Raw genomic sequence first — 19,398 nt, 5'->3', positions numbered from 1 at the left:
ACCAGGGCGCGGCCGCACTGCTCGCAGGCGCTGGTCACCACCGCCTGCCAGTGGGCGAGCTTCTTCGCCTCGCGCTCGCCCCTGAGGCGCACGTCGCCATGCTCGGTGTAGAGCGGCGTGATCGCCGCCACCCCGAGCTCCACGGCCTTCTGGATGGCGTAGTCCATGCGATCCCCCTTGGAGATCGCCTGGCCCAGGTGCACCGCCAGGGGCGACTCGCCGCCGCCGGCCTCGACGGAGTCGACGCGCGCCACCACCCGCTTGCGGGAGGCCTCCACCAGCACGGCGCGAGCCTCCCGGCCGGCGCCGTCGAAGAGACGCAGCGCCGCCCCTTCGCCCAGGCGCAGCACCCGCGCCACGTGGCGGGCCGGTCCCTCGGGCAGAACGACGTCGCCGCCGACGCGGAAGTCGGCGGCGACGTGGATACGCGGCGCCTTCCTGATCGTCACCACGGGCAGCGGCGACCCCTTACTGGGTGGCCTGGCTGCCCGACTGCTGGGCCTGCTCGGCCTCGCGCTTCTTCTTCTGGGCGTAGATCGCCTCGAAGTTGACCGGCGCCAGCATCAGGGGCGGGAAGCCACCGCGGTTGACCAGATTGTCGACGCACTCCCGGGCATAGGGGAAGAGCACGTTGGGGCAGAAGGCGCCCAGAGTGTGCTCCAGCTGGGCCCCCTCGATGCCGGCGATGCGGAACAGGCCGGCCTGCTCGATCTCGGCCAGGAAGGAGGTGGTGCCCTCCTCGCTGTGGGTCACCTGGGCGGTGACCTTGATCACCACTTCAAAGAGCCCTTCGCCCACCTGTCGGCTGGAGGTGTTGAGATCCAGGCCGACCTTGGGCTTGAAGGGCTGCTGGAAGACCGCCGGCGAATTGGGCGCCTCGAAGGAGATGTCCTTGACGTAGATGCGCTGCACGGAGAACTGCAGCTGGGGCTTGTCCTGCTGGCCGGCGGCCGGTTTGCCGGCCGCGGCGCTCGGGGTGTTCTCTTCCGCCATGGGGAAAGGTCCTTTGATTCGGTGAACGGGATTCGCTGGGTGAGGCTATTTCCTGACGACCGGCAGGCCGTCGGCCTGCCACTGCATCATGCCGCCCTTGAGCTTGACCACCCGGGAATAGCCGGCCTTGGCCAGCTTGGCCACGGTCATTCCCGACGTCTGGCCGGTCTTGCAGACCACGATGATCGGCTTCTCCTTGACCTTCTGGAGCTCGCTCATGCGCTCTTCGATGCGGCTCTGGGGGATGTTGCGAGCCCCGGCGATATGGCCAGCCTTGAAGTCACCGGCTTCGCGGGTATCTACCACCACCGCGTCCTCGCGGTTGATCAGCTGGGTGGCCTCGCTGGCGGTCACGCCGTTGGCGCTGGCGTTGCGGACCTCGTAGAGGATCCAGGCGGTCAGCACCAACAGGAAGGCGCCCACCAGCAGCGGGTGGTTCTGCACGAATTCAAACAGCTGATCGATCATGGGTCCGGGTAACTCTTGTCTCGATGCACGAAGGGGGGGAGGCCGGGGCCACGCGGGCCTGGCGACGAAACGGTGCCTAGTATACACGACGTCCCGGCGGCTGCGGCCGGCCATGACGCCGGTGCCGCCATGCGATATGATGCCGCAATCCGCCATCAGCCGCGACCCCGCCCGCCCCTTGCCTGCCTACCCGGGCAGCGCCGGGCATGACGCGCCGGTACCGCGGCCCCGGCCACCCCCTGTGTCACCAACAATACTTCGAGGACAACCCCATGACGAACCCCGCCAGCCAGCGCACGCCCCGCCCCGTCGCCCTGATCATCCTGGACGGCTACGGCCACAATCCCGATGCCGCCCATAACGCCGTGCTGGCCGCCAGAACCCCGGTGATGGACCGCCTGCAGCAGGCGCATCCGGCGACCCTGATCCATACCGATGGCCGGCACGTGGGGCTGCCGGAGGGCCAGATGGGCAACTCCGAGGTGGGCCACATGAACCTCGGCGCCGGCCGCGTGGTGTATCAGGACTTCACCCGCATCACCAAGGCGATCGCGGAAGGCGAGCTGGAGAGCATCGCCGCCCTGACCGCGCCCATCGATGCCGCCGTAGCGGCGGGCCGCGCGGTGCACCTGCTGGGACTGCTCTCCCCGGGCGGCGTGCACAGCCACGAGGAGCACTTCCTCGCCATGGCCGAGCTGGCCGCCCGCCGCGGCGCCCGGCGCCTCTACGTCCACGGCTTCCTCGACGGCCGCGACATGCCGCCCAAGAGCGCTCAGGCCTCCATCGAGCGCGCCAACGAGCGCCTCGCCGAGCTGGTCGGCGCCGACAACGGCTTCGTCGCCTCCCTCATCGGCCGCTACTACGCCATGGACCGCGACAACCGCTGGGATCGCGTCGAGAAGGCCTACCGCCTGCTCACCGAGGGCGTCGGCGAGTTCGAGGCGATGAGCGCCGAGGAGGGCCTGCGCGCCGCCTACGAGCGCGGCGAGACCGACGAGTTCGTCGCCGCCACCAGCGTGCGTCCCGCCGGCGCCCCGGTGGTGCTGGAAGAGGGCGACGCCGCCATCTTCATGAACTTCCGCGCCGACCGCGCCCGGGAGCTGACCCGCGCCTTCGTCGAGGAGGCCTTCGACGGCTTCCCGCGCCGCGTGCGTCCGCGGCTCGCCGCCGACGGCCTGGTGACGCTGACCCAGTACGCCGCCGACATCCCGGCCCCGGCCGCTTTCCCACCCACCGAGCTCACCAACACCCTGGGCGAGGTGGTGGAGGCCCGCGGACTGACCCAGCTACGCATCGCCGAGACCGAGAAGTACGCCCACGTCACCTTCTTCTTCTCCGGCGGCCGCGAGGCCGAGTACCAGGGCGAGACCCGGATCCTGGTGCCCTCGCCCCAGGAGGTCAGGACCTACGACGAGAAGCCGGAGATGAGCGCCGTCGAGGTCACCGACAAGCTGGTGGCGGCCATCGAGTCCGGCGACTACGACCTGATCGTCTGCAACTACGCCAACGGCGACATGGTCGGCCACACCGGCGACTTCGACGCCGCGGTCAAGGCCATCGAGGCCGTCGACACCTGCGTGGGCCGGGTGGTGGAGGCGATCGAGAAGGTCGGCGGTGCCTGCCTGGTGACCGCCGACCACGGCAACGCCGAGCAGATGGTCAACCCCGAGACGGGCAATCCCCAGACCGCCCACACCACCTTCGAGGTGCCGCTGGTCTACGTGGGACCGCGCCCGGCGCGGCTGAAGGCCGACGGCAGCCTGTGCGACATCGCTCCCACCTTGCTGGCCATGATGGACCAGCCAGTGCCAGAGGAGATGACCGGCCGGGTGCTGATCGATTTTGCCTGAACAGAGCCCGGGTAAGAGGCCCACAACAGGAAGATTCCTGTATGCAAAACATGTCGCTTCTGGAAGAGGGCCTGGCTCTCATGACCCTCGGCATGGGCCCCAACGTGGCCGGGGTGATCGGCTCGGCGGTGGCCGCGGGGGTGATGATCAAGTACCTGGGCTGAGTCCCGCCGAGATGGCGGAACCTCCCGCAATTATCTTACAGAGCCTCCCCATACCATTTAACCGCTTTTTGAAGAGGACACGCTATGCGCACCCCAATGCTTGCAGGCAACTGGAAGATGAACGGCTCGGCCGATCTAGTCGATGCATTCGTAATGCCTTTGCCGAGGCGAAACTGCCGGAGGGACTCGAGGTAGCGATCTTTCCGCCCTTCCCCTACCTCGATTCGGCGCGGCGAGTCTTTGACGATACGCCGCTTCGCCTCGGTGCCCAGACCCTCAATCCGCTCCATTCCGGTGCCCATACCGGCGAGGTGAGCGGGCGGATGCTCCGCGAATTCGGGGTGCGCTATGCCCTGGTGGGGCACTCTGAGCGTCGCCAGCTCTACCGCGAGGGGGACGAGCAGGTCTTCGACCGGCTGCAGGCCGCCCTCGGCGTCGGCCTGACGCCGGTGCTCTGCGTGGGCGAGACCCTCGAGGAGCGCGACGCAGGCCGCACCATGGAAGTGGTGCTGCGCCAAGTGGGCTTCGTGATGTCCCGCCTGGAGCCCGAACAGCGCCGGCTCATCGTGATAGCCTACGAGCCGGTGTGGGCCATCGGCACCGGGCGCACCGCCACGCCGGAGCAGGCCCAGGAGGTGATGGCCGCCATCCGCGAGTACCAGGCGGAGTATGACCCGCAGCTGGCAGCCGAGCTGCGGCTACTCTACGGGGGGAGCATGAATGCCGGCAACGCCGCCGAGCTGCTCGCCCAACCCGATATCGATGGTGGCCTAGTGGGCGGTGCCTCGCTCAAGGTCGACGATTTTCTAGCCATTTGCCAGTCAGCGGGTTGATGCCGTTCAAGCTGCCGCTCTCATGTTTCACGTGGCCTCGTCTGGGTTAAGGGGGCGGCAAGGGGCAGTCCCTCACTCATTCAACAGCAGTTCCGACATCCCATCCAGCCGGTGCTTAACGGCTTCCCAGCGCGGCATGGCATAGCCGAGCAGGTCGTAGAAGCGCTGGCTGTGGTTGTGCTCTTCCAGGTGGCAGAGCTCGTGGAGGATGACGTAGTCGATGCACTCAGTGGGTGCCTTCACCAGGTGCGGGTTGAGCAGGATGCTGCCCCCGGGGGAGCAGCTGCCCCACTGGGTCTTCATCTCCAGCAGCCGCCACTCGGGGCGCTCCTGCAGCCAGCGCAGCCGGTCAGCTACGTGATTCAGGCGCCGCTGGAAGACGTCATTGGCACGCTGCCGGAACCAGGCGCGCAGTTCGCTCCTGACCCTCTCCCGGGCCAGGTCAGCGCCCGTCACGCGGATCTGCCCGCGTAGCAGCTTGACGTGGCGCTCCTCATCGCTGGGCACGCACTTGAGTACATAGCGACGGCCCAGGTAGAAGAGCGTCTCGCCGCTGACATAGTCACGCGGCAGCACGTGACGCTGACGCTCATGAATGGCATCCAGGTGCTCTACCACCCAGCGGGCACGCTTGAGCAGGGCCCTTTTGGCCTCAGCCAGCGAAGTGCCGCTGGGCGTCTGCACCTCGACCTCGCCGTTGGGGTGCACATGAATTACTGCCTTGCGGGGCGAAGGCTTTGCAGGGGCTTCCAGCTGGGTCCAGTAAAAGGGCAGAGACCGCGCCCCATAGCGCACGGCGTGCCGCGCCGGCGCCTGCTCATGACCGTTTGCATGGTGGATCTCGCTCATCCTCGCTGCCGCCCTACCCGCACGATATGGATCACGTCATCGATGATTGCCTTGGCCTGCTCCAGGCCGAAGCGCTTGAACAGGGTCGGCAGCAAGGACTTGCGAATGCCGGCCTCGATGCCCTGGGGGTTCAAGGTGTTTTCTGCCACCTGCTGGTCAACCAGGGCATCGATAGCCAGCGCTTCGTCTACCAGCGCCTGATGCTCCTCCTCCGGCATGGTCTCGAAAGCGGTATCGCCCAGCTGCAGTCGGAACACGCCGTAGTAGGCCCGCGCATGGGCGTTGTCCTTGAGAGCGGCGGGAATGCTCGGCAGATTGCGCTCGCGCACCTGCTCCTCGACCTCCTTGAGCAGGGCATACTGCTTGCCCGGGAAATCGAAGAGCGCATCGGCCTCCTGGATGGCCTGGCGCAGCAGCTCGGAGAATACCTTCTGGGCGTAGGGGTCATCCCCCAGCTCCTGCTCGATGGTCTTCTTGGTGCGGGTGCGGATCCGATCGGCCTCGTTGCGGGCCTTCTCGTCGCTCCACTCCTCCTCCGGCTGCTGGCCCAGCTGCTCGACGGCATAGAGGCCGGGGCCGCTGCGCACCTCAAGGCCGGTCACGTCGCTGTCCACCAGCTTGCGGATCTGCTTCTCGTAGGTGGAGTAGTCGACCGTCTCCTGGGCATCCTGGCGAGCGATCTGGCGCAGCTTGACGAACCAGCGCAGGTCGCGCTTGTAGGCGCTGACGGTCGCCTCGGAAAACGATTTGTCCTGGAAGAAGCTCTGCGACGACAGGGCAAGCTTGAGGCACATGCCAAACTCGGTCAGCGCCGCGTAAAAGTCCTCGCGTAACGCCTGGCGCACGTCGACGTCATGCCCGTCATCGTCCTGCTCGTAGTGGGGCATCAGCACGCGCCGGAACGCCTCCTGGTCGGCGGTGTTCTCGACCTCGGCGAAAAAGCGCCACAGCCGCTCGTGCAGGCCGGGCAAGCGTTTATATTCGGTGTCGACGTTGTGGTAGAGGCCATCGATATCCTCGATGTCGTAGCCGCCCTGGGTCTGCTCTTCCAGGTCCTGATAGTCCTGAATGGCGGTATCCAGCTCCTTGAGGATGCCCCGATAGTCAACCAGCAGCCCGAAGGGCTTCTCCTCATGCAGCCGGTTCACCCGGGCGATGGCCTGGATCAGGTTGTGCCCCTTGAGCGGCTTGTCGATATAGAGCACCGCATTACGGGGCTCGTCGAAGCCGGTCAGCAGCTTGTCGACCACGATCAGCAGGTCGGGCTCGCCATCGGCGCCGAACTCCTCGATGGCCTTGCGCTCATAGGACTCGGCATCGCCAGGTACGTTAGCCTTCCACCACTGCTGCACCTCGGGCAGCGTGGCCTCATCGATACTCTCGTGCCCCTCGCGGGTATCCGGCGAGGAGATCACGACCCGGGAGGTCACCTTGCCGATCTCGTCCAGTTCCTGCTTGTAGCGAATCGCCGAGAGCTTGCTGTCGCAGGCCAGCTGGGCCTTGAGGCCATTGCGGTACTGCTTGATATGCCGCTCGAAGTGCAGCGAGATGTCCCAGGCGATCAGCTGGATACGCCGCTTCGCGCCGTAGATGGCGCCACGCTTGGCGTACTTCTTCTTGAGGTCCGCCTTCTGCTCGTCGGAGAGCCCCAGGGTGATCTTGTCGAACCAGGCATCGATAGAGGCCTCGTTGATATCCAGTTCGGGGCGGCGCTCCTCGTAGAGCAGCGGCGTGACGGTGCCGTCATCCACCGCCTTGCGCATGGTGTAGGCGTGCACGATGGGGCCGAAGCGCTCCGCCGTGGTGGTCTTGTCGCGCTTGATCAGCGGCGTGCCGGTGAAGGCGATGAACGAGGCCCGCGGCAGGGCGTTGCGCATGCGCACATGGTTCTCGCCGCCGTGGCTGCGGTGCCCTTCGTCTACCAGCACCAGGAAATTCTCGCTGGGGTTGTAGCACTCCGGATGCTTCACCGCCGAGCGGAACTTGTCGATCAGGGTGAACAGCACGCGCTGGTTGCCCTGGCCGATCTCCCGGGCCAGCTCGCGCCCGCTGCTGGCCCGCGCCCGGTTGGCGACCTGCCCGCCCCCCACGCTCTGCAGGCCCAGGGCGCCGCCCTCGGCGAAGGTATTGGAGAGCTGCTTCTCCAGGTCGACCCGGTCGGTGACCACCAGCACTCGGCACGCCTTGAGCGCCTGATGCAGGATCAGCGCCTGGCTGAGGAACACCATGGTGAACGACTTCCCCGAGCCGGTGGTGTGCCACACCACCCCGCCCTGGCGGCTGCCGTCCGGCGAGAACTGGGTGATCTGCTCGATCAGCGCCTCGATGGCGAAGAACTGCGGGTAGCGAGCGACGATCTTCTTGCCCTTGCTGAACAGCAGGTAGAAGCGAATGACCTTCAGCAGCCTGTCGGGGCGCAGCAGGCTGAGTAGCATTCGGTCCTGCTCGGTGGGGAGCACCGGCTTGCTCCATAGCGCCTCGAAGTGCGCACGCACGCCGGGGGGCTTGTCGGCGAACAGCGCCTGGCGGGTGGTTTCCGGTAGCGGCTGATTCTTGAGGCGTTCGAACGTCACCTCCGGGATCTGCTCCTCTACCCAGCGCATCCAGAACTTGGCCGGGGTGCCAGTGGTGGCGTAGCGCCCGTCGGTCAGGCTGATCGCCATCACCAGCTGGCTGTAGGCAAACAGCAGGGGAATTTCGTCGACCTTCTGGTTGCGCAGGGTCTGGCTCACCCCCTCGTCGATCATCGACTTGTTGGGATTGCCGGAGGCCGCCTGCTTGGCCTCAATCACCACCACCGGAATGCCGTTGAGAAAGCCCATCAGGTCGGGGCGCCGCGTATGGGTGCCGTGGACCGAGAGCACCTCGAACTCCTCGGTGATCTGGAAGTCATTGGCCTCGACGTCCTGCCAGTTCACCAGCGGCACCGTGACCGCATGCTTCTGGCCGTTGGGCATGAACTCGGTGATGGTCACCCCCAGGGTCAGGCGCTCGTGCAGGCGCTGGTTGGCCACCATCAGCCCCTCGCCCAGACCCAGTGACAGCACCCCGTTGACCACCTGCTGAATGCCATCCGCGGAGAGCGGATAGCGCTCGCCGCGGTACTCGAAGCGGTGTTGCCGAAGGTACGCTTCCAGCAGCGGCTTGAGCACCACTTCCCGATTGGAGCGCCGGAGCTCGCCAACCTGAGCGGGCGGCAGATAGCTCCAACCGGCGTTGATCAGCGTGGCCAGCGCGGGAATATGCGAAGCGTATAGCTCGGTGGTGTTGGGGAGGTGTTGAGGTGTCACGACTCACATCCTTATGTTCGAGCCAGCCAATCCAGCGCCTTGGCCTTCTTCTGTTCGGGCGATACCGGAGATTTCACGAAGCGATCGACCACACCGCGGGTCACGAGCTCACCCAGCGGCCCTTGGGCCACCAGGCCGGGGTAGTCGTCCAGGTCGGCCAGCCGCACCAGGCGGCTGTCACCCTCTTCCGGGTCGCGGTAGCAAAACACCACATCGCCCAGCGAGGCGTCAGGCAGTGCATCCATCAGCGCCGGGTTGTGGGTGGAGAGCAGCAGGCGCAGGTGGCGCTGTTCCGCCAGCCGCCGCATGGTCTCCATCAGCTGAAAGGCCCGCGAGGGGTGGATGCCGTTATCGACCTCCTCGATGACCACGGCGGCCCCCTCCGGGGCGGAGAGCATCGCTGCGGCGATGGCCAGCACCCGCAGGGTGCCATCGGAGAGCAGCTCCACCGACCACTCCCGCTCCTGATGGCCGAAGCTCTCGACCAGGGAGAGCGCAACGCGCCCCTTGCGGTCTTCGAAGAAGCGCACATCGGTCACGTTCTGCTCGGGCAGGCTCTTGATGAAATCGAGAATCCGCGGCCGGTTCTCCTCGGCCTGCCAGAGCTGATAGAGCACACCCGAAAGGTTGGCACCGTCACCGCGCAGCGTGCGATCCGGGTGGCTGTCGTCACGCATCAGCGCGGGCACCGGGTCGAGAAACAGCGTGGCCACCAGCTGGTCCTGAAACGCCTGGGTAGTGGCCGGGATCACATGGCGCGCCTTGTCATGCCCCTCCTGAAACATCGCCGAACTGGCTAGCTGGCACATCACAGCGATCTGGTCGGTGCAGGTCACCTGTGGCTTGCGCCCGCCCCGAGCGAAGTTGTTGTAGGCCACGCGAATATCGGTACTGAGCCCCTGGGATACCTGCTCCACCTGGTAGAGAGGAAAAGCCTCACTGGGAGAGCTGATGCTTTCCTGGGTGATATGCAGCTCGCCGTCGCGCCGAGCGATCGCGATATCCAGCTGGTTCCAGTCGCTCTCAGCCCGGCGGCAGCCGAGCCGAAAGGTATCGGCACCGAGATAGCCCAGGTCGCGTACCTGGCCGCGCAGGACCTCCTCTGAGTCGTCCACTCGATGCTTGAGCACCGAAAGTTTCTGGCCTTGCCCCAGCCAGCAGAGGAAGCGGAACGCCTCGATGGCATTGCTCTTGCCCGAGGCGTTGGCCCCGATCAGCAGCGTCAGCGGTGCCAGCGGCAGCGACTGTCGGCGGTAGCTCTTGAAGTGGTCGATCAGGATGCGCGTCAGCATGCGGCCTCCTCGGCGGGAGCGGTTGCCTCAACCTTGACCCGCCGCTTGCCGGTGAGCAACTGCTGCATCAGGGCTTTTTTCTCCTGGCGCAGGCAGTTGAGGCGGCGCTGCTGGGCTTCGATTTCTGCATCTGCTTGGGAGAGCACTTTGGCGATGGCCTTTTGTTCCTCTTTGGGAGGAAGCGACAGCCTGAGATCGAAAAAGTCAGAAGGCTTAACATTCAGCAAACCATGAGCACGCCCGCCTTCAGCAGCCACCTTTTTCAACCTCCGGTTCAGCACCCCCGACTCGAAACAGTGCTCCATAAACTCTTCACAAGCGTCAGAAGCTTGCACCTCAAAGCAGATATACAGGCTGGTCACGACGGCATCATCATAAAGATTGAGGCGCTTGATGGCCCCCATGGGATAGCCATCTGAATAACTCTTATTATAAGCAAACTGCCCCTTTCTCAGGATGGTATACCCATCTAAAGTCTCAGAGGCAACTGACTTGTTAAAAAAATCCGTCTGCCTGATAAGCCCGCGCTTACCGGAAATGGTCACCACATTATCACTTTGGCCGTTATTCTTTTCTGAAATACGCTTTGCAATATCTCCCATGCTCACCAATCGCCACTCTTCCACAAAGCCTGGCAGCCGCCGCTTGCCGGTAAGCAGCTGCTGCATTAGGGCATGCCTCTGCTGCTGACTGACTTCGATCAGGCGCTCAGTTTCAGTAATGGCTTTGTCCCAAACAAAGAGGATATCGACGATTTTCTGCTGCTCCTCGAATGGAGGGACAAGGATCTTCAAGCGCTTGAAGAAAGGGAGGCCTATGGTTTTGATAGTCGACCCAACAGCCTGTCTCTCAAACTCCGCCTTATGCAGCTGAAGCCAATTGTATAAAAACCAACTATGCAGGCAACTTTTGTTATCACACCTCCATGCAATAAAGTGCTGACTTACTGCCATAGGGGTTTTAAGCACAGCACTTTTCCCAATCCCAGCATCCCTAGTCATCAGGACAGTTTCTGCTGGGTGCAGCTCTGCAGAGCTGTTCTTTATACCTTCTCCGGATATCTCACTCTCGGTCTCAAAAATATATCCCCGATCCAGCTTATGACTGTCTGAAAGGGAAACCCACTTTATTCCGCCATTCCAGTATTCGGGAAAAGACTTACTAGGCGTATGACCGCTGCAACGCTCCGCAAACCTATCAAGTAGATCATACTTCCAACCATCAGGGATGTTCTCAGATGATAGTTTACGCGCCATGACGCCTCTCCTTTGCAAGCTGCTCCATTTCTTTCTCGATACCCAATGCCCACCAGTAGGGATGGAAGCTACGCTCCACGCTATCGCTTAGCAGCTCGATAAAAGGCCCGTATTCGCCGCTGCAGTGGGCGGTATCCAGGGCTTCATAATAGGCCAGGCGCTGCTCGATCTGGATCAGCGCCGCCGGGAAGCCGGCCTTCATCAGCTCCAGATTCATCAGCAGCCGCGAGGTGCGGCCGTTGCCGTCCACGAAGGGGTGGATCTTCACGAACTCGCCGTGCACGCGAGCGGCGCGCTCGACCGGGTGCAGCTGGTCGGCCTCGTCACGGTACCAGGCGGTAAAGTCGCTCATGGCCTGGGGCACGATATGGGCTTCCGGCGGCCGATGGTCGGCCCCCGAGATCATCACGTTTACCTGTCGGTAGACCCCGGCATGCTCGTCGTCGATGTTCTTCAACACCAGCTGGTGCAGCGACTTGATCAGCCATTCCGAAAGCGGCTCGTTCTGGCTGACCAGATCCTCCACCATCAGGATCGCTTCCCGGTGATTGATCACCTCGAAGTGCTCGCGCAGGGTCTTGCCGCCCACGGTGATGCCTTCCAGGGCGACCTTGGTCTCCTTGAGGGTCAGCGTGTTCCCCTCGATGGCGTTGCTGTGGTAGGTCCACTGCAGCACCAGGGAGTCGTGGAGATTCTCCACCACCTGGCGCGGCAGCGGCCGGTGCTGGTCCAGCTGCGCCTTCAGCCAGTCCAGATGGGCGAAGCGCTCACTCATGGTCGCCCTCCCCGGGGCTGGCTGCCGCTATCTGCTGCTGCACCAGCGCCCGCTCACGCTTCAGTTCACGCCGTAGCTCCTCTTCAGAGGGCAGATATGGCAGATACTTGGCCGCGAACATCTGCTCGCTGTCGGTGAGCACCGAGTACTTCACCACCGCCTCGCTTTTCTGACTGCACAGGATCAGCCCGACGGTGGGATTGTCGTCATCTCCCTTACGGTGCTGATCATAGATGCGGATATAGCTGTCCATCTGGCCCACGTCCTGGTGGGTGAGCTTGCCCAGCTTGAGGTCTACCAGCAGGAAGCACTTGAGCTTGAAGTTGTAGAAGACGAGGTCAATATAGAAATCCTGATCCTCGGTGCTGATGCGCTGCTGCCGGGCGACGAAGGCAAAGCCCTTGCCCAGTTCCAAAAGGAACGCCTGGAGGTTATCGATCAGCCCCCGCTCCAGGTCGGCTTCCAGGTAGCGCTCGCTGGGCAGGTTCAGGAAGTCGAGCACATAAGGGTCACGCAGGTAGTGCCGAGTATCCTGCTCCGCCAGCGGTTGCGTGAGCGCCTGCGCCTCTTCCTGCACCGCGGCTCGGTCACGGCTGCTCAGCAACCGCTCGTAATAGAGCTTGCCGATTTGCCGCTCCAGCGCCCGCGCGCTCCATCCCTGCTCGATGGCCTCTTGCTGATACCACCGCCGGGCCGCCTCACTCTCGACCCGCAGCAGGACGCGGTAGTGCGTCCAGCTCAATTCGAGACGCACTGCGTCTCGAATTGGAAAAGCCTGATAGAAGCGCCTCATGGTACGCAGGTTGGTGATATCAAAGCCCCTGCCAAACTCCTGTGTCAGCTCCTCGGAGAGCCGCTGCAGCTGCTGCTTACCGTAGACGGCCCGCACCTCGCCCTGCTGCTCGTCTTCGACGATGAGGCGCCCGATGTGCCAATACGTCTGTACCATGGTGCTGTTGACGGCCTGCACCACCTCACGCCGGGCGGCGCCAACCAGCTGGCGGATCTCTTCCACCAGCTGGGGGCTTAGATCTGAACGCTGAGGTCCCTGCTTAGGCCGCCGCTCGGGCTCACGAGACATAGCCCAGCTCCTTGAGATACCCCTCCATCTCGCGGTCCAGCTCCTCGAGCCGCTGCTGCAGCTTGTGGCGCTCGGCGCGTACCGCCATCAGGTCGATCTCCTCCTCTTCCTCGAAGGTGTCGACGTAGCGGGGAATGTTGAGGTTGTAGTCGTTCTCCTGAATCTCCTCCAGCGAGGCCAGGTGGCTGTACTTGTCAACCTCCTCGCGCTGCTGATAGGTACGCACGATCTTGGCGACGTTCTCGTCGCTGAGCTGGTTCTGGTTCTTGCCGGCGACGAATTCGCGGCTGGCGTCGATAAACAGCACCTTGTCGTCGGTCCTGTCCTTGCGAAACACCATGATGGCCGCCGGGATGCCGGTGCCGTAGAAGAGCTTCTCCGGCAGGCCGATCACAGCATCGAGCAAGCCCTCATCAATCAGCTGCTTGCGGATCTTGCCTTCGCTGGAGCCACGGAACAGCACGCCGTGAGGAACCACCACGCCCATGCGTCCGGTGCGTGGCTTGAGCGTCTCGATCATATGCAGGATGAAGGCGTAGTCGCCCTTGGTCTTGGGCGGCACGCCGCGGCGGAAGCGTCCGTAGGGGTCGCTGCCGGCACCCTCGTGGCCCCACTTCTCCAGCGAGAACGGCGGATTGGCCACCACCACATCGAAGTGCTTCAGCTTGCCCTCACCATCCAGCAGCTTGGGGTTACGCAGGGTATCGCCCCATTCGATCTTGTGGTTGTCGATGCCGTGCAGAAACATGTTCATCTTGGCCAGCGCCCAGGTACTGCCGATGGCCTCCTGGCCATACAGCGCAAAGCGCTTGGAGCCGTCATAGGCGCTGCGGATCTGGTTGGCACACTTCAGCAGCAGCGAGGCGGAGCCGCAGGCCGGGTCGCAGATCTCGTCGTTCTCCCTGGGCGCTACCAGCTCGGCGATCAGCTCGGAGACCTCCGGCGGGGTATAGAACTCGCCGGCCTTCTTGCCGGACGAGGCGGCAAACTGCTTGATCAGGAACTCGTAGGCGTTGCCGATGATGTCGAGCTTGCCCACCCGGCTCGGGCGCAGGTTGAGGTCGTCCTTGGAAAAGTCCTCCAGCAGCGACTTCAGAATCTCGTTCTTCTGCTTCTCGTCACCCAGCTTGGTGGAGTTGAAGCTGATGTCCTGGAACACGTCGGCCAGCTTGCCGGTGTTGGCTTCTTCGATGGCATGCAGAGCCTTGTCGATGCGCTCACCGTTGCCGGGTTCATGACGCGCCTCGTGCAGGGCGTAGAAGTTGGCGTCCGGCGGCAGCACGAAACGCTCGTTCTGCATCAGCTCATGGATCAGCGCCGGGAAGTCACCATGCTCGGCCTTGTACTGGTCATAGTGATCCTGCCAGACGTCCGACAGGTACTTCACGAACAGCATGGTCAGGACGTAGTCCTTGTAGATGCTCGGGTCGACGGTGCCGCGGAAAGTGTCGCAGGCGTTCCAGACCGCCTTGTTGATGCGGTCCTGCTTGATGGCGTCGGTGCTGTTGAGTTCAGTGCTCATGGTTATCCTCCCTGATCAGTGGTGGCCTGCGGCGGCCGAGGCATGCGGTATGGTGATTGGAGCTGACTGTGGAGCCCGCGCCTGGGCAAGAACGGCGCTGCCCAGGGCTTGCATCTGTTGAGCCCGGTTATCGATCAGCGCCTGAAGCTGCGTCGCTTCTTCCCGGGCGGCACGGTGATAGGCCACCACCAGTGCCTGCCGTGCGAGATCGGGAAGGGTCACGGGCAGCGCCTTGAGCTGCTGTTTGGTAACGCTGTGCTGGGCCGAGCCCTGGCCCCAGCGGGAAAGGTAGGCCTGGGCGTCGTGATGGTTGATCTGCCACGCCAGAAATTCGGGCGAGAGCTTGTTCCTGGCTTCCTCCGTCAGGCGAATCAGGAAGAAGTGTGGCGTGCAGACCGTCTCGGCGGGAATCTCGTCGGGCACCACGGCCGCGAAGAAACGTGAGCCGCGAGAGATAAACAGCAGGTCGCCAGGCTGCAGGTAGTCCGGCTTGCGCTTGCCCTCCAGGGTGACTCGGTCAAACGCATCCTCCCGGCAGCTGGACCCAAAGCCGTGTTCCGGATCCAGGTGGCGCACCTGCACCACCCGCGCTCTGCCCTTGGGGTCGTGCTTGAGCGCCCCGCGAAAGGGGTAGCCTGGCTTGATCTCGGCGAGGGCCTCCAGAGGCACCTCATGGGGTGTTGCGGTCGTCATCGCGCTCCGCCTTGTTGCGTCATTCTTCATGATGCAACCAAGCGTAGGCGACCGGTGCGCACGTATCAAGGGGATTTTTGCATCATTTATGAAGATGCATAAATAATAATAGCTCGCTATTCACCAGCTCCCAGGCAGGTGCCCGCTTGGTTGCGGTACCTACACCAACTTGAACGGCTCGATGTCGCGGAAGATGCCGGTCTTGGTCATGTCGCGGCGCAGGGTGAACGCCTCCAGGGCAGCCACCGGGTCCACCTGGTCCAGCCTGTCGAAGTGGATGCTGCCCCACTGCTCGCGGGTGACCTTGACGCTGAACAGGTACTGGTCGCGCTCGCCGCCGGTGGCCGAGTCGGTGATCTGGCGATAGACAGAGACCCGCGCCTCCTGCACGGCGGGCAGGCGGGCGAATACCGCGCCCAGCACGCGAAAGGCGATGCCGTGGACGTGATCCCGATAGAGCTCACGCTGCCGGGTATCGCTGAGCCTCCGGGGCGTGAGCCTGATCTGCTTGGCGGGCATGGTCCAGTAGCGATCTGGCATCTCGCCCTCACAGGGGAAGTCGATATCCACGGCAATGGTGCTGACGTCGCTGCCGAGGTCGAAGTCGATGGTGGTTTCACGGGGCCAGTCGATCTCCTCCAGGCGTTCACGCAGCGTCTGTTCCATGGCCTCCGGGTCATGCAGCACGCCTTCCCCCTCGCGAAGATGGCGTGCGAACTCGGCCTCGTCGTGCTTCGCCTTGCGCCGCTCCCAGTCGCGATAGGCCTGATCAAAGGCAGCTTGCCGGCGCCGGTTTTCCTCCTCGACGCGCCGCCTGGCGGGCGGCCACAGCCGGTGCCACCAGGCGAGCTGACGCAGCGCCGGCGGTGCTGGCGGCGCCTCGGTGAAGTCTCGGGTGACGTAGCCGGTGCTATCCGGGTGGGGCGTCTCCTCGTGGAGCCGCCCCAGGCGGTCCAGGTCGGCATTGAGGCGCTCACAGTGCTGTGCCAACTGCTCGCGCAGAGACTCCCCGGCATGCCGCCGCAGCACGCGCGCCTCGTCGTCGCTCATGTGCGTGCCGTCACCGTGGGCATAGTGGATGTCGCCATCACCATCGATATCCAGCCGGATGGGCAGCGACTCGCCCTGAGCCAGCAGCGCCTCCAGGCCTGCCGCGGGGCTGGAACAGCCAGCGCCGCTGCTCCCACGCCCAGCTGAACGGCTCCGAGCGTTGAGCTTCTGGCGATAGGCCAGCCCGGTGCCGGGAATGCCCGCATGGCCGTGCACGCCCCTTGGCCCCACGCTGAGGCTCGTGCCCCGCGGGCCCACCGAAAGCCCGAGGCCCCGCTTACTAAGGTTGAGGCGAATCCCCGGTGCGAGGCTGATGCGGCGCTGGAAGCGAAATCCCACGGCGACCTCCTTGTCGGTAGATGCAGACAGCGTTTCATTCTGCACAGACGTGCCGACGTGTGGGAAGCACATACTGCAAAAACAGCAGAATCAGCGAGTTAGGTGGGAGCCTTTCTGCAGAAGCTGCGGTTTCTTTCTGCAGCGCCGCTTCAAGCAGGCGGCGCCGCGACCGGTTGAGAAACGACCAGCACCGGCAGCAACCCTTTGCCCTTTCCCTGTGGCGTTCACGATCTATCCAGCCTTTCAGGGCAAGCCCCTTCCCCTTGAGCCCCCTTCCCTTCCAGCCTTTGGCCTTTCAGCCTTTGCCGCTCCGCCCCTGCAAAGGCTCTTGGCAGCGAGCGAAGGCTACATTGACCAGCAGCGAAAAACATACGCAAATTGCGTATACTTTTTGGTGTCGTTACGAGGACATGACCATGGACCGCAACATCTTTGACGAGCTCGTCGAGGGCTTCGACGCTTTGGCGGAGGAGCGCCAAGGCAAGCGCACGCTGCGCTCGCATCTTGTCGCTCTGGATGAGGTCCCTGACGTCACTGCCGATGAGCTCATCGCTCTGCGCGAGAAGCTGAATATGTCACGCCCGGTGTTTGCCATGTACCTGCGCACCAACCCCAGGACGCTGGAGAACTGGGAACAGGGCCGCGCCAAGCCCAACGCCCAGGCCAAGACCCTCATCCGGCTGGTCCAGAAGTACCCCGAGACCATCGAGCACCTCGCATCCCTCGGCTAAGCCCACTGGAGCTTCCCTCGCGCTACGTCTATGCTGAAAGGCTGATGTACCCAGGGAGGGACGCCCATGACGCTGAAATCACTTCTCAACCAAGCCGCTAGCGCTGGCCGACAGGCAGCTCGGAAGGCTCTCGACGGTGGGCAGCAGGCCGGCTGGTCCGATGGCTGGCATACCCAGACGAGCACGACAGAGTCGCTGCGCATGCTGCGAGATTCGGCCGCTGGCGTGGCCAAATCCACCGCCCAAACGGCCACCACCCAGGAGGGGTGGCGGCGCATCGCCCGGGGAGCCGGCAAGGTGGCTGGCGGAGCGGCGGTGGTGGCTGGCGGTGTGGCTCAGGGGATGCTCCACCACTCCTCCCAGCCGCCAGCGGAAAATAATCAGGACCAGGATCTTGGCTGGGGGGACTTTGGCAGCGGCTACGGCTACTACGGCAAAGACGGTAACAGAATGGATTGAGGATAGGCCTCATCGTGCCGACTGAGCCTTATCTCCGCCCTTTTCGCCTGCACCTTGAGCTTTCTTGCCCCCGCCATCTCCAATGCTGTTCGATATCGCACCGCCAGCCTTCAAGCCTGCCCAAGTCAGCACTCCCATCCAGATGGTCGGCAGCACCAGAAACATCATCCCCTCCACAAACTGCAGCACCATGCGGTCGTAGAGGTTGTTGGCGGCGGAGAGCCAGCTCAGCTTGGCGGCGTCGCTGCGGTAGAGCAGATCCACCAGGTTGGCGTTGATCCAGCGGGCGAGCTCCCACCAGAAGGTCAGGAACCACATGGCGAAGAGCCCGAAGGTGGCCATGCCGGCGACCTTGAAGCTGTAGCTGGAGATGACCATCACGAAGGGCAGGCAGATGATGATGGCCATCACCAGGATGCCCTGCACCATCGGCAGCGCCTGCTTGAGCATGTCCATGCCGGCCTGGAAGGGCAGGATCGACAGGGTGCCGCCCACCATGGCGCCGGCCGTCACGGTGGCATCCCAGAAGCCGCCGCCGTCCAGGCCACGAAAGCCCACCACCGCCTGATCCAGGTTGCCGCTGGCCGCACCCGAGCGGGGACTGACCAGGCGCCGGATCACGTAGTCCTCGGCGTCGCTGCTGGTGAAGACACTGCGAAAGTCGTCCCAGAACCCGGGGCTTACCTCCTCGTGCAGCCGGGCCCGCAGGCCAACGCTCTCGGCGGACCACCACTCCCGGCAGGAGGGGTAGCCCGGCATCCCCGGGCCGGTGTTGGGCCGCGAAACGTCCCGGTCGGCATCGTAAGGGAAGCCGGCGATAGGCCGCCCGGCGTAGAAACTGTCGTAGTAGCCGGGCGTGGTCTGGAAGTAGTTCGAGCCGATCCAGTCCACGTCCATAGCGCGGGTCGCCTCGATGCTCCCCCCCTCCTGCAGCAGTCGGTTGCGCGCCGGCCCGAAGCACTGGCGCTGGAACTCGCCTACCTCCTGTTGCAGGCCAGGATCTTCGACGCTGTGCAGGTCCAACTCCATGCGGATGGACTCGAAGTCCGTCGAGCAGGGAATGGCGTGGATCGCCGCGGCGGTAAGCCCGTGGGACACCGCATGCACGCCCGCCCACCACAGCGGAATCCTGGCTTGCTGGCCACCGATCGCGCTCTCGGTTGCGCCGAACGCCCCCTCGGACCAGCCGCCGGAGGCGAACTGGCGGGTGCCGCACTCCAGCGAGCGGCTCTCGTCGATATCGGCGGTGGCCAGCTGGACCTGCAGCAGCGGCAGGCAGGTGAAGGCGTAGGCCAGGATCATGGCGTAGAGCCGGGTCTCGATGCGGTTGACCGTGAGGATGCCCTTGGTCCCCGCCTCATCGCCCTCCTGCCGGGCCTTGAACCACTCGGAGAGCACCAGGGTAATGAACGGCACCGCGGCGATGCCGGTGCCGACCATGACGTTCCAGATGGCGTTGTTGATGATCCAGCCCAGCAGCGTCATGGCGTTGGCGAAGTAGTCGAACACCACCAGCGGTGCGGTCAGCAGGCCTCCCATCAGGCACCTCCCAGCTGGTTGATCAGGTTGGTGACTTCCAGCAGGACCAGGATGCCCAGGGCCATCAGCTCGAGCCGGCGGAGCTTGGCGAGCGCCTGTCGCCCGTCGTCGCGGTCTCGGCGCAGTCGCGCCACCGCCCGGGGGCGCACCTTGCGCCACCAGACCAGGGCCAGCGCGGCGTAGAGGCTCAGTCGCCAGGCCAGCAGCCACGGCC

17 protein-coding genes and 2 pseudogenes are annotated in these 19,398 nt (G+C 64.2%); 5 read left to right on the top strand and 14 right to left on the bottom strand.

The window, feature by feature from the left end:
* The 3 genes from J5F18_RS03730 to J5F18_RS03720 form a co-directional block, all read right to left on the bottom strand.
* Positions 1-452: RsmE family RNA methyltransferase (locus J5F18_RS03730; RefSeq protein ID WP_346300991.1), on the bottom strand; the 452-nt coding region annotated here is incomplete at its 3' end.
* A gap of 16 nt (positions 453-468) precedes the next feature.
* Positions 469-993, bottom strand: coding sequence for a protein-export chaperone SecB (secB, locus tag J5F18_RS03725; RefSeq protein WP_346300990.1), 525 nt, complete (start codon positions 991-993; stop codon positions 469-471).
* A 45-nt stretch (positions 994-1,038) separates the two neighbouring features.
* Positions 1,039-1,461 carry a rhodanese-like domain-containing protein gene (locus tag J5F18_RS03720; protein WP_346300989.1) on the bottom strand — a complete coding sequence of 141 codons (423 nt, stop codon included), beginning with the start codon at positions 1,459-1,461 and terminating at the stop codon, positions 1,039-1,041.
* Positions 1,462-1,733: 272 nt separating this feature from the next.
* Between J5F18_RS03720 and gpmI the strand changes: the two genes are divergently transcribed.
* The 3 genes and pseudogenes from gpmI to tpiA all read left to right on the top strand — a co-directional run bounded on the left by gpmI (position 1,734) and on the right by tpiA (position 4,308).
* Positions 1,734-3,311, top strand: a complete 1,578-nt coding sequence (gene gpmI, locus J5F18_RS03715) for a 2,3-bisphosphoglycerate-independent phosphoglycerate mutase (protein ID WP_346300988.1) — start codon at positions 1,734-1,736, stop codon at positions 3,309-3,311.
* Between the two features lie 41 nt (positions 3,312-3,352).
* Positions 3,353-3,475: a hypothetical protein gene (locus tag J5F18_RS03710; RefSeq protein WP_346300987.1), complete on the top strand. Its 123-nt coding sequence runs from the start codon at positions 3,353-3,355 to the stop codon at positions 3,473-3,475.
* 84 nt (positions 3,476-3,559) lie between these two features.
* A pseudogene (gene tpiA / locus J5F18_RS03705) lies at positions 3,560-4,308 on the top strand (triose-phosphate isomerase).
* Positions 4,309-4,380: 72 nt separating this feature from the next.
* On the opposite strand, the gene J5F18_RS03700 reads toward tpiA, so the two are convergent.
* The 9 genes from J5F18_RS03700 to J5F18_RS03660 form a co-directional block, all read right to left on the bottom strand.
* The gene (locus J5F18_RS03700) at positions 4,381-5,157 is read right to left on the bottom strand and encodes a SprT family zinc-dependent metalloprotease (protein WP_346300986.1); all 777 of its coding nucleotides are present in this window, start codon (positions 5,155-5,157) and stop codon (positions 4,381-4,383) included.
* Positions 5,154-8,447, bottom strand: coding sequence for an HsdR family type I site-specific deoxyribonuclease (locus J5F18_RS03695; protein WP_346300985.1), 3,294 nt, complete (start codon positions 8,445-8,447; stop codon positions 5,154-5,156). The genes J5F18_RS03700 and J5F18_RS03695 overlap by 4 nt, the downstream gene beginning before the upstream one ends.
* A gap of 11 nt (positions 8,448-8,458) precedes the next feature.
* On the bottom strand, positions 8,459-9,739 hold the full coding sequence (locus J5F18_RS03690) for an AAA family ATPase (RefSeq protein WP_346300984.1): 1,281 nt from the start codon (positions 9,737-9,739) through the stop codon (positions 8,459-8,461).
* Positions 9,733-10,995, bottom strand: coding sequence for a restriction endonuclease subunit S (locus tag J5F18_RS03685; protein ID WP_346300983.1), 1,263 nt, complete (start codon positions 10,993-10,995; stop codon positions 9,733-9,735). Before J5F18_RS03685 ends, J5F18_RS03690 begins: the two co-directional genes overlap by 7 nt.
* Positions 10,985-11,770, bottom strand: coding sequence for a Fic family protein (locus J5F18_RS03680; protein WP_346300982.1), 786 nt, complete (start codon positions 11,768-11,770; stop codon positions 10,985-10,987). Before J5F18_RS03680 ends, J5F18_RS03685 begins: the two co-directional genes overlap by 11 nt.
* Positions 11,763-12,851 carry a PDDEXK nuclease domain-containing protein gene (locus J5F18_RS03675; RefSeq protein WP_346300981.1) on the bottom strand — a complete coding sequence of 363 codons (1,089 nt, stop codon included), beginning with the start codon at positions 12,849-12,851 and terminating at the stop codon, positions 11,763-11,765. The genes J5F18_RS03680 and J5F18_RS03675 overlap by 8 nt, the downstream gene beginning before the upstream one ends.
* Positions 12,841-14,373, bottom strand: coding sequence for a type I restriction-modification system subunit M (locus tag J5F18_RS03670; RefSeq protein ID WP_346300980.1), 1,533 nt, complete (start codon positions 14,371-14,373; stop codon positions 12,841-12,843). Before J5F18_RS03670 ends, J5F18_RS03675 begins: the two co-directional genes overlap by 11 nt.
* A 15-nt stretch (positions 14,374-14,388) precedes the next feature.
* A complete protein-coding gene (locus J5F18_RS03665) occupies positions 14,389-15,096 on the bottom strand; it encodes a restriction endonuclease subunit S (protein WP_346300979.1) in 708 nt (235 codons plus the stop codon).
* Between the two features lie 129 nt (positions 15,097-15,225).
* Complete coding sequence (locus tag J5F18_RS03660; protein ID WP_346300978.1) at positions 15,226-16,455, bottom strand: DUF4236 domain-containing protein; 1,230 nt, start codon at positions 16,453-16,455, stop codon at positions 15,226-15,228.
* 416 nt (positions 16,456-16,871) lie between these two features.
* Between J5F18_RS03660 and J5F18_RS03655 the strand changes: the two genes are divergently transcribed.
* Positions 16,872-17,186, top strand: coding sequence for a transcriptional regulator (locus J5F18_RS03655; protein WP_346300977.1), 315 nt, complete (start codon positions 16,872-16,874; stop codon positions 17,184-17,186).
* 66 nt (positions 17,187-17,252) lie between these two features.
* Positions 17,253-17,645, top strand: coding sequence for a hypothetical protein (locus tag J5F18_RS03650; protein ID WP_346300976.1), 393 nt, complete (start codon positions 17,253-17,255; stop codon positions 17,643-17,645).
* Positions 17,646-17,654: 9 nt separating this feature from the next.
* Here the strand turns inward: J5F18_RS03650 and J5F18_RS03645 are convergent, their stop codons facing one another.
* A complete protein-coding gene (locus J5F18_RS03645) occupies positions 17,655-19,184 on the bottom strand; it encodes a conjugal transfer protein TraG N-terminal domain-containing protein (RefSeq protein WP_346300975.1) in 1,530 nt (509 codons plus the stop codon).
* Positions 19,184-19,398, bottom strand: a pseudogene (locus tag J5F18_RS03640) (hypothetical protein); the annotation flags it as partial. The pseudogene J5F18_RS03640 and the gene J5F18_RS03645, both read right to left, overlap by 1 nt.

The sequence above is a fragment of the Halomonas sp. BM-2019 genome (genome assembly GCF_017584085.1).
Note: the sequence above shows the minus strand (reverse complement) of the source record. Positions and strands in the feature narration are given on the sequence as shown.